A 13,167-nucleotide genomic window follows, 5' to 3' on the forward strand; every position below is an offset into this window, starting at 1 on the left:
AGTTACTTCTTCTTTCGATCAAGGAAGGCTTGCATGCGATCAAACTTGGCTTGGGATTCAAAGAGCATTCCCTGGGCCAGGGTGTCAATGACCGGGTGCACTTCGCGCGGGGCATGGAACACGGATTTGGTGATGCGCACGGCCAACGGGTCTTGGGCCGCGATGCGATCGGCCAGCGCATTGGCCGCGGGCTCAAGTTCCGTGGCCGGATGCAGTTCGGTCACCAGCCCAGCGGCCAGGCATTGCTCGCCGGTGAGCACCTTGCCGGCCATCAGGATTTCCTTGGCCAGCGGTTCGCCGACCAGTTCCTTGAGCCGCCAGGTTGCGCCGGCGGCAGCCATGATGCCCAGATTGGTTTCGGGGTTCCCCATGCGCAGCTCGGGGGTGCCGATGCGGAAGTCAGCTGCGTAGGCCAGCTCGGCGCCACCGCCCAGGGCAAAACCGTCCATGGCTGCGATCACGGGCATGGGCAGCTTGGCGATGCGATCGAAAATTCCGGAGTTGATCCCGGCGAGCGCGTCTTCGCGCCGGCGTTCGCGCAATTGCGAGATATCGGCTCCCGAGGCAAAAATCCCTTTGTTGCCCTTGGGATGCTCTTGGCTCGGTGGCTGGCTGGCGGTTCCGGCCAGGATCAGGATCTTCGGGTTCCTCTCCAGATAGGTGCATACGGCATGCAGCTCGTCCACCATTTTCTGGTCGATGGCATTGCGCACTTCGGGGCGGTTCAGGCGCACCCAGAGCCGGTCGTCGCCCTCGGCCACCTGCAGGGTGTCAAATTGTTCAGCGGTGCTATCCATGCTTACGCGCCTTCCAGCAGAATTGCCGAGCCCTGGCCAACTCCGACGCACATGGTGGCCACCCCGAGCTTGCGCCCAGTTGTTGCCAGCTCGCGCTCCATGCGGCCCAGCAGCGTGATCACGATGCGCGAACCGCTTGAGCCCAGCGGATGGCCCAGCGCGATGGCTCCACCATCGCGGTTGACAATCTGCGGGTCTACCCCGAGTTCGCGCATGCTGGCCAAGGACTGGCTGGCGAAGGCCTCGTTGATTTCCATGGCTCCGATCTCGCCGATCGAAAGTCCGGCACGGTCGAGCACCTTGCGGGTGGCTGGCACCGGCCCCATGCCCATGATCTCTGGTTCCAGTCCTGCGGTTTGGCCATCTATGATGCGGGCCCGCGCAGTCAGCGCGTACTTCTTCAGGGCCCTTTCGGAAACCACCAAAATGGCAGAGGCGCCATCGTTGAGCGACGAGGCGTTTCCCGCGGTGACAACGTGGCCGCCTGCAACCACCGGACGCAATCCGGAGAGAACATCCATGCTGGTTCCCGGGCGCGGCCCTTCATCGGTATCCACGATGGTTTCGCCCTTGCGATGCTTGACCGCCACGGGCACAATTTCGTCGCGGAAGCGCCCCTCTTCGATAGCTGCCATGGCTTTGGCGTGGGATTCGACGGCAAATTGGTCGCAATCCTCGCGGGAGATGCCGTAGACGCGGGCTACTTCTTCTGCGGTCTCCGGCATGGAGAAGGTCGTTTTGCCGTCCCGGGATAGCTCGCCGGAGAGGAATTGCGGGTTGGTGAAGCGCCAGCCGATGGAGGTGTCGAAGACGGCTCCGGGCTTGGCAAATGGCTTATCCGGCTTTTCCATCACCCATGGGGCTCGGGACATGGACTCGACGCCGCCGGCAATGACAACATCCGCGGCTCCGGCTTTGACCATGTGGCTGGCCATGGTGATGGCGCTCATGCCCGAAGCGCACAAGCGGTTAACGGTAATACCGGGCACGCTCACTGGCAGACCCGCCAGCAAGGCCGCCATGCGGGCAACATTGCGGTTCTCTTCACCAGCGCCGTTGGCGTTTCCGAGGATCACTTCATCAACCGCGGCCGGGTCGATCCCAGAATCCTGGATGAGGCTGCGAATGGCCAGGGCGGCCAGGTCATCGGGGCGCACAGCGCTGAGTGCTCCCCCATAACGGCCCACCGGGGTACGTGTCCCGCCGACGAGAAATGCTTCAGTCATTTGTACTCCTTGCGCAAAAACTGTTCAGTGATCCTCAACACCTAAACTTACCGACCATTCGTTCAATAATAAAGTCATCGGCCCCAGCAATTTCCAGATTCTTAGAGATCGGACGGAAACCGACTAGCATTCATAGGGTGAGTAGCCAGAATAATTCCGCATTGCCCCAGAAGGTTTCCGACGTATTCGATCCCACGCGTTGGCGAGTGATTGAGGGATTCGACTTCACCGACATCACCTACCATCGCCAGGTGGAACGCGATGAACTGGGCAACATCGTGCGCGATCTGCCAACGGTGCGCATCGCCTTTGATCGCCCCGAGGTACGCAACGCTTTCCGGCCGCACACTGTGGACGAGCTCTACCGCGCCATGGATCACGCACGCATGACCAGCAATGTCGCCACGATCCTGCTCACCGGCAACGGCCCTTCGCCCAAGGATGGCGGCCATGCCTTCTGCTCCGGCGGAGACCAGCGCATCCGCGGCCGCGACGGCTACCGCTATGCAGAGGGCGAGACCCGCGAATCCATCGACCCCGCCCGCGCCGGACGACTGCATATTCTTGAGGTGCAGCGGTTGATGCGCACCATGCCAAAGGTCGTCCTCTGCGTTGTCAACGGCTGGGCTGCCGGTGGCGGGCACTCGCTGCACGTCGTGTCGGACCTGACCATCGCTTCGAAGGAAAACGGCAAGTTCAAGCAGACTGATGCCACCGTTGGTTCCTTCGATGCCGGGTATGGTTCGGCCTTGCTCGCCCGCCAGGTTGGGCAGAAGACTGCGCGCGAAATTTTCTTCCTCGCCCGCGAATACTCCGCAGACGACATGGTTCGCATGGGTGCGGTCAACGAATCCGTAGAACATGAGCGCCTGGAAGAAGTGGCCCTGGAATACGCGGCAGACATTGCCAAGCAGTCCCCGCAGGCCATTCGCATGCTCAAGTTCGCCTTCAACCTGGCCGATGATGGCCTGGCCGGCCAGCAGGTCTTCGCCGGCGAAGCCACCCGCATGGCCTACATGACCGATGAAGCAGTGGAAGGACGCGACGCGTTCTTGGGCAAGCGCGACCCTGACTGGTCCGATTACCCCTACTACTTCTAAGCGGCGGCACCGGCAAAAGGACTACTACATGGACGCACTGCATCAGGAACTGCTCACGGCCTTGGCTGGCGCTGCCAATGACAATGGTCCTGCGGTCGAGGTCATCGCCGATGACACCAGCAGCGCTGGCTGGCGCATCGAGTATCTCGGGGCAGAAGATCTGCCAGGATTCGAGCAGCCCATGGCCGTGGTGCGCACTTCTGGATCAACCGGGCGGGCCAAGCGCACGGTACTCAGCGTGGAAGCCCTGGCTTCCAGTGCCCAGGCGACCGCCGAATATCTCGGTTTCGAAGGCCAATGGCTGTTGGCCTTACCGGTGCACTATGTCGCTGGGCTCAGCGTGCTGACCAGGTCCCTCTTCGCTGGCACCAAACCGGTGATCATGGACTTGGATGGCAGCTTTTCGGCTACCGCGTTCACGCAGGCCGCCGGCCAGATGGTGGAAACTCATCGGCTCACCTCCCTGGTGCCTACCCAACTGGCGCGATTGCTTGATAATCCGGACCCTGCCACCTTGCAGGCGCTCAAGCGTTTTGATGCCATCTTGCTGGGCGGGGCGCGAGCCAGCAAGGACTTGCTGGTGCGTTCCCGTCACCACGGGCTGAAGATCTTCCAGACCTATGGTTCCTCGGAAACTTCGGGCGGACTGGTCTATAACGGCACAGCTCTTCCCGGAGTTCAGCTGGCCGAGCATGATTCCCGCATCTGGGTTTCTGGCCCGATGCTGGCCGATGGCTATGCCAATGCTCCTGAGGCCACGGCAGAACACTTTGTCGAGCGCGATGGCCGCCGCTGGTACGTTACCGATGATTTGGGCAGTGTCCAGGGGCAACGGCTGAGCATTGTCGGCCGCGTTGACGACGTGATCAACACCGGCGGAATCAAGCTTTCAGCATCAAAAATCGAGGGTTTGCTGGAGGAATTCTTCACCCAGACCTTGGTTGTTTCGGTGCCGGATTCGCAGTGGGGCCAAAGCGTTGGCCTGGCCTACTCTGGCCCCACCAAGACCGATGAAGCCTTTGACGCGGTACGCCGTACGCTAGGCAAGGAAGCAGTTCCAAAGCATGTGCGCCACTACCCGCAGGGCCTGCCATTGCTGCCCAACGGCAAGTTCAACCGTCGCTTGATCATTGATGAATTGGCAGTTCGGGACTAGCCTCGATTCGCCATACCCGCATGATCGCGGGAAACTAGAGGGTACGAGTTTTTCTCTTGCCCTGAAAGGACTGAAAGTGGCCACACTTTCCCAATGGGTTTCCGGTGCACGTCTGCGCACCTTGCCTATCGTCATTGCCCCGGTAGTCATCGGCACTGCGGCTGCACTGGGCGAAACCGGAACCATTCATTGGTTCCGTTTTGTCCTGGCCTTGCTGGTTGGCTTGTTGCTGCAAGTTGGCGTGAACTACTCCAACGACTATTCCGACGGCATCCGAGGCACTGATGATGACCGGGTTGGCCCATTGCGCCTCACCGGTTCCAAGCTCACCGATCCGAAAAATGTGCGCAATGTTGCCTTCGGCTGCTTTGGCCTGGCAGCAATCTGCGGATTGATTCTTGTCGTTGTCTCGTCGTCATGGCCGTTGCTGCTTGTCGGTGTCGCCGCGATCTTTGCCGCGTGGGGCTACACCGGTGGCAAAAATCCCTACGGCTACCGTGGACTGGGAGATATTTACGTCTTCATCTTCTTCGGCTTGGTCGCGACCTTGGGTACGACGTTCACGCAGATCAACGAACTGACCCTGACCTCGCTGTGGGGTGCAATCGGCACGGGATTGATTGGCTGCGCACTGCTCATGGCCAATAACGTCCGTGATATTCCCACCGATAAAGAGGTTGGGAAAATTACTCTTGCGGTACGTCTTGGCGAAAGCAATGCACGCCTGAGCTACGTCCTGATGTTGGCCATAGCGATCTTGTTGCCGCTTTTGGCAACCGGAACGTTCCCGTGGCTGTGGCTGGTGCTGATCACCTTCATCCCGGCGATTTCACCTTCCATGCTCATGCTGCGCGAGCACGAACTTCCTAAACTGGTTCAGGTCCTGAAGCAAACGGGCATGCTGAACATGGTGTACGCTGTGTTGTTTGCCCTGGCGATCATTCTTGGCGTTTGGTTCTAAGCAACACAGAAGGCCATAGATCATAGAAAAAGCCTTGGCTTGTCAGTCCATTGAATTGGTACTGGCAAGCCAAGGCTTTTTCGTTGCCGGCAGAAGCGCTCGGTGGATTTTACTCGGCAGGTGGCTGCGTCTTGCGCCGGGACTCATCGAATTCGTCCTCGATGGCTTCTTCCGCCAGCTGTTTGCTGCTCTTGTTCGCAGTGGTCTTATTAAAAGCATTGCGCACATCTTCGTTGGCTTTGAGCCGAAGATTGTTAAAGAAAAGGTAGGCAATGGCAAAGGCGAAAATCAGGCCAATAATTCCGGCGATGAAGATTGGCCAGCTCAGGCCAAGCCACAAGCCCAGGAACACTGCGCAGAATATGCCCAGACGAAGAACTGTATATTTCAGAAACTGCATAACTTCAAGTCTACCGATGAAGCTGTGAGCCGGATTATCACTAGAATGGAATCATGGTCCGCCTCCTTATATTCGCAGCAGTAGTTTCGGTCGCCTTGATGATTTACACGTTGATCGAATGCAGCCGCGCGCAGAAGCATCTCGTGCGGTCCTTGCCAAAGTCAGCATGGTTCGTGGTGATCATCATCCTTCCACTGGTCGGTGCCATTTTGTGGTTCGTTTTGGGGCGTCCCGTGAACACCGGCAATCAGCCATCGGCACACCAGACGGCACCGGATGACGATGAGGATTTCTTGCGCCAACTCGAAGTCTGGCGACGACAGCAGCAGCGAGAAGAAGAGTCGAAGGCCCGTGAGCAAGAACTCAAATCCCAGGCCAAGGATCCGAAGAGCTCCGATTCGCCGTCGAAGCCAGAGGACACCGGCTCAGCAGCTCCTGAGAAGCCCGAGGACACCGACAGCGACGCTCCTGATTCCAAGGCCTAGAATCCAGCTCCAGCCGCTTCCCAGCACAACCAGCCTCAAGCCCCGTGCCGACCCCCGCTCACTGATCTTGTGAAGGGGAACGCCGGGGCTTTCATGTACCCACGAGCGATGGATGCTTGACGGCCCTGGCACAGCCGCTTTGCGCCAAGTAGCCACGCGCTGCAGGAATTCCGGTAGCGCCCTAGCGCGTCCGAGCCATCCGGTTAAACGCAGGAAGCGATACCCCATCAGGGGTATCGCTTCCTGCTTGTAGAAGTTTTCTAGGCCTTAGACACCAGCGTAGGAGTGCAGTCCATCAAAGAAGATATTCACAATAGTGAAGTTGAAGACCACGCACAGGAACCCGACAATGGACAACCATGCCGAACGTGGACCTGTCCAACCACCGGTAGCACGCGCGTGCAGGTAGCCTGCATACACAACCCAGATCACGAAGGACCAAACTTCCTTTGGATCCCAGCCCCAGTAGCGTCCCCAGGCAGCTTCAGCCCAGATAGCGCCGGCCATCACGGTGAAGGTCCACATCACGAATGCAATGGTGTTGATGCGGTAAGCGAAGTTTTCCAAGGCGCCAGCACCTGGGACAACGCGCATGAAAGGAAGCTTGTCGCTCTGGCCGTTTGCCAAGCGGTTCATGCGGGAGTGCTGCAAAAGCTGAAGCACGTTCATGGCAAAGCTGATGGCGAAGAGCGAGGAAGCCAAAACGGCGATGGACACGTGGATGACGATCCATGGCGACTGCAGCGCTGGAACCAGGTGGCCAACCGGAGTCGGGAATCCGATGGTAGCTGCGCACAGCATCAGGGTGACCAGGCCAGAGATGAATGAACCCATGAAGCGAAGATCCTTGATGATCAGCACTACCAGGTACACCAGGGCCACAACGAAGGCGCCGGTGGTCAGGAACTCATACATGTTGCCCCACGGCACGCGGTGGGCCGCTAGTGCACGGGAGACCACGGCGAAGCCGTGCAGTGCAACTGCCAGCCACATCAGCACCACAGCCATGCGGGCCATTGGGCGCTTGGACGAGAACTCGGTGTAGTTCATCTTGTCGGTGACAATATCGTCGCTGATGTTGTCCGCACGCTCGCTCGCGCCGCGGCGCTTACGTCCGGTTCCGGAGACAGCGCCGCTGGCGCCAACCAGCATCTCTGCATCGCGCTTGAGGGCCGCGGAATCCATTTCCGTAATGGACTTGTTGGTCTTCGCCAAGTCGAGGGCGAAGATGATGAAGACAACCCCATAGACCATGGCTGCCAGCAGCATGAACAACTGGCTGTATTCACCGAGCGATTCATTAATTGGTGCTAATGCCCCAGCGTTACCCATTTACTGCTCCTTGGTTTTGCTCCTGGCTTGCCAGTGGCCAAGCCTTGTCAAAGATCTTCTGTAGTTCTGCCGCTTCGCGTTCCAGTCGCGGATCTTCGCCACGAGCCAACAATGCGTATTCGATACTACGCTTGCCATCCTGATGCTTCAGCTTGATCCAGACTCGGCGACGAGGAGTGAACAATGAAACACCCAAGCCGAGCAGTGCCAAGGCCGCGAAGATGCCGATGGGAAGCTTTCCCGGATCGTAGTTCACGTCCAGTGCAACATAGCGCTTGAGGTCATCAAAGCTGATGCTTCCCTTGCCGTCGGGCAGCTGGTAGGTCTGTCCGGCTTCGAGGATGATGCCGCCGGCGTCAAGCTCGCGGCTATTGAGCGCCTTCATCTTCTCGGTGTCCAGAACAAAAACGTTCTGCGGATTACCGTTATCCAGCCCCAAATTCCCGTAGAAGGAATTCAAGTGCAGCTGCGGGTTGATGGCATTGGGGTCACCTGAAATGCCGAATCCATTTTCATCAACCAATGCGGTAGGAAGCAAGAATCCCTGGAAACCCAGCTGATCCGGGACCGCGTCAGGAACCTTCAGAACGAACATCGAGGTGTAGACCGAGTCCTGCGGGACCGATACTGCCGGGCCCGAGTAGGCGACGTTGCCCTTGCTATCGCGCACGGTGATCACCGGGGCGTAGCCGTTGCCGACCAGATAGACATCTGCGCCATTGATGCGCAGTGGGTGGTTCACCTTCAGATCCTGCTTGACCGGATCTGACTGGGCATCCTTGCGCACCTGGACGTGTGCGGTGAAGTCCAGCGGCTGCCCGAAGTGCGACTCGGATTCACGGTCAAAAACAATGTCGAATTTCTCGAGCTTGACGGAATATCCAGGCAGTTTATCCGCGTTGAAAGTCGTGCCCGGAGTGAACGAATCATAGGCGACCAGCGAGTTGACGAAGGTCTCCCCCTCAACCAGCACGCGCTGTCCGGTGTAGCCGAAGGCCCCGCCAATTGCCGCAGATACAAGGACCCCGATCAAGGAGATGTGGAAGAGCAGGTTGCCAATTTCGCGAGTGTACCCGCGTTCTGCCGAGACCGAACGGACGCCGGCATCATTGCGCCGTTCCACGCGGTAACCGCGTTTCTTCAGAATCTTGAACGAGTCATCAATGACCTGGTCCTCATCGGGGGTGTCCGATTCGCCTTCCAGAATTTCATGCGACGCGTACTGCGGCAGGCGATCTAGCCGGGCCGGGGTGCGCGGTGGAGGCGTGCGCAATGCCTGGGCGTGCTTCTTCACACGCGGAATGATGCAGCCAACCAGGGAAACGAACAACAGGATGTAGATGGCAGAGAACCAGACGGAGGAATACACCTCGAACATCTGGAAGCGGTCAAGCCATGGACCGGCCACTGGATGCTGGTCCAGATACTGCACAACCGTCTCTGGATTGGATGCGCGCTGAGGGAAAATCGAGCCTGGCACTGCGGCGACGGCCAGCAGCAACAGCAAGAATAGTGCCGTCGACATGGACGTCAGCTGAGTCCAGATCCAGCGCATGGACCCTACAAATCCCAGCGCCGGAGCGTCCTGGGACCCTTTGAGTTTCCGTTGTTGTTTCGCCATTAAATTGGCAACCTCACTTCATTGGCAAACCAGTTTTGCAGTTCTGAAACCCATGTTCCCCATAGCCCGGTCACCATGACCAGGCCCAGGGCAATGAGCAGAGCGCCGCCAAAACGCATGATGAAAACCTGGTGCTTCCGGAAAAACGCCAAGGCCTGCATTCCGCGCTGCAGTCCCAGCGCAATAAGGATGAAGGGCAAGCCCAGCCCGAGGCAATAAAACACCGTGAGCAGAGTCCCCCGGGCGACGTTGGCATCGGAACCGGTGGACATGATCAACACGGCGCTCAGGGTTGGCCCGATGCACGGAGCCCAACCCAAGCCAAAGGTCAGGCCAAGGACAGGGGCGCCCCATAAACCGGCAGGTGGTTTCTTGTGGATCTTTCGATCACGCTGCATCCAGGAGAATCCGCCCATGAAGACGATGCCCATGAAAACAACGACAATTCCCAAAGCTTGGGTGACCCATGAACCGTTGAACCTCAGCCACGCGGTTGCTTGGCTGAAGAGAACCCCAGCGGCAATGAAGACAACAGAGAACCCCAGGACAAAGAGCAAGATGCCCAGAATTACTCGTCCACGGCGATGATCTTTCAGATCTGCGCCGGTCAAGCCGGTGACGTACCCAAGGTAACCGGGAACCAACGGCAGAACACAGGGAGAGAGGAAGGAAACCAATCCCGCCAACATGGCCACGGGCGCGGCAAGCAGTAAAGACCCGTCCAGGACGATGTCAGCAAATGGGTTTGAGGTCACCGCCTGGATCACAGCTCTTCGGTCAAGGCGGTGTCAATCAGCGACTTCAAGGTGCTCGGGTCGACGGCGCCGATAACTCGGGCGCGGACGCGTCCCTTGCGATCGAGCACCAGAGTCGAGGGCACGGCCTGAAGCGGCACATACTTGGTCATCGCCAGCTGCACGTCGCCGTTGGTGTCCTGAATGGATTCGTACGGCAGGTCAAAGGTACGCTCGAACGCCTTCGCGGCTTCTGCTTCGTCGCGAACGTTAACACCGATGAATTCAACCTTGTCGCCAAAGTTATTGGCGAGCTTTTTCAAGTCTGGTGCCTCGATGCGGCATGGTGCGCAGGCGGCGTACCAGAAGTTCATCACCACTGGCTTGCCCTGCCACTGGCTGAAATCAACGTCGGTGCCGTGGTAGGTCTTTGACTTGATTTCCACGGGTTCGCTGCGTTGGGAAACTTCGTATTCCTGTACGGCTCCGTCGCCAGCGATGTAGTTTTTCCCATCACCGCTATTGGCTTGGGCGGTCAAGGAATCCTCCTTGCCGCTGCAAGCCGCCAAGGGAACAATGGCGGCAGCTACCATCAGCGAACGCAACATCGTGCGACGGCTCAGATTGCGAGGATTAGGCACAGGATCAGTCATTTCCTTAGGCTCCCGGGATATTTGCGGCACCGGCCAACAGCTCGGGGCATGGTTCGGTGTATCGCACGGAGACTAATTCGTCCCCTTCAAAATCAAAGCTGGTGATGGATGCCAGGGTGCATTCCCGCTGGCGAGGGTCATGCCACAGGGGCTTCTTCTCAGCTTCGCGGCGGGTTACCCAGATAGGCAGCTGGTGGCTGACGATAATGACTTCGGCGCCTTCGCCGTGTTCGGCAACAGCCGCCCGACGGTGGTCATCCATGGCTTCGCGCATGCGCTGCACCTGCTCCGCATAAGGCTCGCCCCATGAAGGCTTCAGCGGGTTGACCAGCAGCGGCCAGTACTTCGGCTGGCGGAGGTGGTCTGCGACCTTGGACAGGCCCTGGAGCTTATTGCCCGCTTCGATGACACGATCTTCAGTATGAATCGGAAGGTCCAGGGCACGGCTTGTCGGTGCAGCGGTCTGCTGCGCACGGATCAGCGGAGAGGCTACAAGCCGGACCACATTGGCCCCGTCGGCTTGGCGCTGCGCGAAGAATTCGCCAGCAGCATCAGCCATCTTGAAACCGAGATCCGAAAGCCCGAAACCGGGGATCCGTCCGTAGAGAATACGGTCAGGGTTGAAAACTTCCCCGTGGCGCAACAAATGGACGGTCGATAAAGGCATGCTTCCAGTGTCTCAAAAATTCAGTTCGAAATAGACATATTGTGTCCACCGTCAACTATTCACAGCGCATGCATGGGATTCCCATATGGAAAAACCATCCTTTCGGAGGGCTCGCTCACAAAGTTGTCCCACTAGGCTTGGGTATAAAGGCAAGACGAACCAAAGGACGATGAACCATGAGCAACTACGATCCGAATCAACCGGGCCAACCATACAACCCGGAATCTGGGGCTCAGAGCCCGAATCCGAACCCATATGGCGAAAACCCCTACACGCAGCCGCAGCCGCAGTACGGGCAGAACCCCTACGGCCAGTCCCCCGTGGCACCTGGTTTCAACCAATACCCGGACCAGGGCGGCTATGCCGCCGTGCAGCCACCAGCTGAGCGGCCGAAGACCCTGCAGATTTCATTCCTGCTAATTCTGCTCTCAGGCATCGTCGGGGCAATTTCCAGCTGGATGATTTCCACCTCCAACATGTTTGGCAACATGGTTTCTTCCCAGTGGTCGATGGTTGAGCAAGAATTGCAGACCCAGATGCAGTCGACTCCTGAGATGGCCCAGGATCCCACCTTGCAGCAGATGATGAGCAGCCCAGAAGCGTTCATTTCCCAGGCCAACACCATGATGACCAGCTTTGCCCTGGTGGGTGCGGTCATTTCGGTGATTTTGTACTTCCTCGTCGGATTCTTTGTTGGCCGTGGTGTTGGCGCCATGCGCATCATCGCCACCATCTTGGCAGCCTTGTCCTTGTTGGGCCTGTTCACGTCCGTGCCAATGATCAGCATGTTTGCCGATAGCCAGGCCGGGGCCTTGAACGCCGTGTACATTATCGGCATCCTCCTCGGCATCGCTGGCGTGGTCTTCGCGTGGTTGCGTCCTTCATCGGAATACATCGCGCAGCGCCGCATGGCGCGTCGAGCAGGCTACCGGTAAACGGAAGCTCAGCCCGAGCCGTTAAGCAGCAAGCGGTGCCATTTCGTCAGCTTTGACGAAATGGCACCGCTTTTTGCGTACCGCCGCGGTCCTAGCCTTGGACCGCCAAGTAGGCCAAAATCTGGAGTTCCGTAGAAAGGTCGACCCTGCGCAGGTTCATGCCGGCTGGAACTTTTAATGGCTTCGGCGCAAATGAAAGTACCGAGCGCACAGATAATTCAGCAAGCGCATAGACCAGGTCTTGGGCAGCGTCGCCGGGCACTGCGAGAACGACGATGTTGATTTCTTCACGGTCTATGACTGAGGCAAGGTCGCTAATGGATTCCACCCGCAGCTCACCGACTGGCTCGCCAATGAGTGCAGGATCAACATCAAAAATGGCCTTGACGTTGAAACCTCGCGAAGTGAATCCTGCATACCCGCTCAAGGCCCGGCCAAGGTTACCGGCGCCGACAATGGCGACTTTCCAGTCCTGGTTCAGCCCAAGGGTCCTGCTGATGTGCTCTGCCAGCTCGCGTACGACGTAGCCGACGCCACGAGTTCCGTAGGATCCAAGCCAGGAAAGGTCTTTGCGCAGGATCGAGGGGTTCACGCCCGCTTCCTTGGCCAGCACCCCGGAGCTGGTTCGTTCCAGCCCTTGGGCTTCCAGCGCATTCAGTGCCCGTAAATACTGTGTGAGTCGCGCCAATGTGGCTTCAGGCAGGACACGAGCTTCAAGCTCAGACATCTTTGTACTCCTGCACTTTCCAATGGGCTAATCGAGCACAATGCGTAGTCAGCTTTGCCACCGCGGCTAGTTGCTGAGCAGACGCTCTAGCCGTTGCGGGTCGATAGTCCAGAAGTCTTTGACCTGCCCATCGATAAATAGCACCGGTACTTCCTCGTGGTGCCTGGACAGAAGTTCTGGGTGCTCGTCAATGTCAAGTTCAGAAAATTCCATGTTCAAGCGGCTCGTTACCTCAGCAACTGTTGCTCGTGCCGCGTGGCAAAGATGGCAGTCTTTACGAACCAACAGCTGAATCTGATGCAATGTACTCACCTGACTATAATCTCACGAGCCGTAACCGCGCTTGAACTTTACGATGAAATAAACTGGATCA

Annotated in this window: 15 protein-coding genes; 5 read left to right on the top strand and 10 right to left on the bottom strand. The window is 58.2% G+C overall.

Going from position 1 to position 13,167, the window contains the following annotated elements:
- Window positions 1-2 precede the first annotated feature (2 nt).
- Both AC6CHO_RS02835 and AC6CHO_RS02840 read right to left on the bottom strand, forming a co-directional pair.
- Window positions 3-797, bottom strand: a complete 795-nt coding sequence (locus AC6CHO_RS02835) for an enoyl-CoA hydratase/isomerase family protein (protein WP_498213559.1) — start codon at window positions 795-797, stop codon at window positions 3-5.
- A gap of 2 nt (window positions 798-799) precedes the next feature.
- Window positions 800-2,023 carry a thiolase family protein gene (locus tag AC6CHO_RS02840; protein ID WP_498213561.1) on the bottom strand — a complete coding sequence of 408 codons (1,224 nt, stop codon included), beginning with the start codon at window positions 2,021-2,023 and terminating at the stop codon, window positions 800-802.
- Window positions 2,024-2,160: 137 nt separating this feature from the next.
- Here AC6CHO_RS02840 and AC6CHO_RS02845 point away from each other — a divergent pair, with 137 nt between their 5' ends.
- The 3 genes from AC6CHO_RS02845 (at window position 2,161) to AC6CHO_RS02855 (ending at window position 5,240) form a co-directional block, all read left to right on the top strand.
- Entirely contained in the window at window positions 2,161-3,123 is a 963-nt protein-coding gene (locus AC6CHO_RS02845; protein ID WP_498213563.1) for a 1,4-dihydroxy-2-naphthoyl-CoA synthase, read from the top strand.
- A gap of 28 nt (window positions 3,124-3,151) precedes the next feature.
- The gene (locus AC6CHO_RS02850; RefSeq protein ID WP_060702326.1) at window positions 3,152-4,279 is read left to right on the top strand and encodes an AMP-binding protein; all 1,128 of its coding nucleotides are present in this window, start codon (window positions 3,152-3,154) and stop codon (window positions 4,277-4,279) included.
- A gap of 76 nt (window positions 4,280-4,355) precedes the next feature.
- On the top strand, window positions 4,356-5,240 hold the full coding sequence (locus AC6CHO_RS02855; RefSeq protein ID WP_498213565.1) for a 1,4-dihydroxy-2-naphthoate polyprenyltransferase: 885 nt from the start codon (window positions 4,356-4,358) through the stop codon (window positions 5,238-5,240).
- 109 nt (window positions 5,241-5,349) lie between these two features.
- On the opposite strand, the gene AC6CHO_RS02860 is transcribed toward AC6CHO_RS02855, so the two are convergent.
- Window positions 5,350-5,640, bottom strand: a complete 291-nt coding sequence (locus tag AC6CHO_RS02860) for a DUF4229 domain-containing protein (protein WP_498213567.1) — start codon at window positions 5,638-5,640, stop codon at window positions 5,350-5,352.
- 53 nt (window positions 5,641-5,693) lie between these two features.
- Between AC6CHO_RS02860 and AC6CHO_RS02865 the strand changes: the two genes are divergently transcribed.
- Window positions 5,694-6,125, top strand: coding sequence for a PLD nuclease N-terminal domain-containing protein (locus tag AC6CHO_RS02865; protein WP_498213569.1), 432 nt, complete (start codon window positions 5,694-5,696; stop codon window positions 6,123-6,125).
- Window positions 6,126-6,392: 267 nt separating this feature from the next.
- On the opposite strand, the gene ccsB is transcribed toward AC6CHO_RS02865, so the two are convergent.
- The 5 genes from ccsB to AC6CHO_RS02890 are packed head-to-tail and all read right to left on the bottom strand — an operon-like array spanning window position 6,393 to window position 11,132.
- Window positions 6,393-7,457: a c-type cytochrome biogenesis protein CcsB gene (ccsB, locus tag AC6CHO_RS02870; protein WP_498213571.1), complete on the bottom strand. Its 1,065-nt coding sequence runs from the start codon at window positions 7,455-7,457 to the stop codon at window positions 6,393-6,395.
- Window positions 7,450-9,078, bottom strand: coding sequence for a cytochrome c biogenesis protein ResB (gene resB, locus AC6CHO_RS02875; protein WP_498213573.1), 1,629 nt, complete (start codon window positions 9,076-9,078; stop codon window positions 7,450-7,452). Before resB ends, ccsB begins: the two co-directional genes overlap by 8 nt.
- Entirely contained in the window at window positions 9,078-9,833 is a 756-nt protein-coding gene (locus AC6CHO_RS02880; protein WP_257745372.1) for a cytochrome c biogenesis CcdA family protein, read from the bottom strand. Before AC6CHO_RS02880 ends, resB begins: the two co-directional genes overlap by 1 nt.
- 8 nt (window positions 9,834-9,841) lie before the next feature.
- On the bottom strand, window positions 9,842-10,465 hold the full coding sequence (locus tag AC6CHO_RS02885) for a TlpA family protein disulfide reductase (RefSeq protein WP_498213576.1): 624 nt from the start codon (window positions 10,463-10,465) through the stop codon (window positions 9,842-9,844).
- A gap of 4 nt (window positions 10,466-10,469) precedes the next feature.
- The gene (locus tag AC6CHO_RS02890) at window positions 10,470-11,132 is read right to left on the bottom strand and encodes a histidine phosphatase family protein (RefSeq protein ID WP_498213577.1); all 663 of its coding nucleotides are present in this window, start codon (window positions 11,130-11,132) and stop codon (window positions 10,470-10,472) included.
- 176 nt (window positions 11,133-11,308) lie between these two features.
- Here AC6CHO_RS02890 and AC6CHO_RS02895 point away from each other — a divergent pair, with 176 nt between their 5' ends.
- A complete protein-coding gene (locus tag AC6CHO_RS02895) occupies window positions 11,309-12,067 on the top strand; it encodes a hypothetical protein (RefSeq protein ID WP_444662543.1) in 759 nt (252 codons plus the stop codon).
- Window positions 12,068-12,158: 91 nt separating this feature from the next.
- On the opposite strand, the gene AC6CHO_RS02900 is transcribed toward AC6CHO_RS02895, so the two are convergent.
- Window positions 12,159-12,794 carry a redox-sensing transcriptional repressor Rex gene (locus AC6CHO_RS02900; protein ID WP_498213579.1) on the bottom strand — a complete coding sequence of 212 codons (636 nt, stop codon included), beginning with the start codon at window positions 12,792-12,794 and terminating at the stop codon, window positions 12,159-12,161.
- 66 nt (window positions 12,795-12,860) lie between these two features.
- On the bottom strand, window positions 12,861-13,106 hold the full coding sequence (locus AC6CHO_RS02905; protein WP_498213581.1) for a glutaredoxin family protein: 246 nt from the start codon (window positions 13,104-13,106) through the stop codon (window positions 12,861-12,863).
- Between the last annotated feature and the right edge of the window lie 61 nt (window positions 13,107-13,167).

This window comes from Glutamicibacter sp. GQ173, from assembly GCF_059759215.1.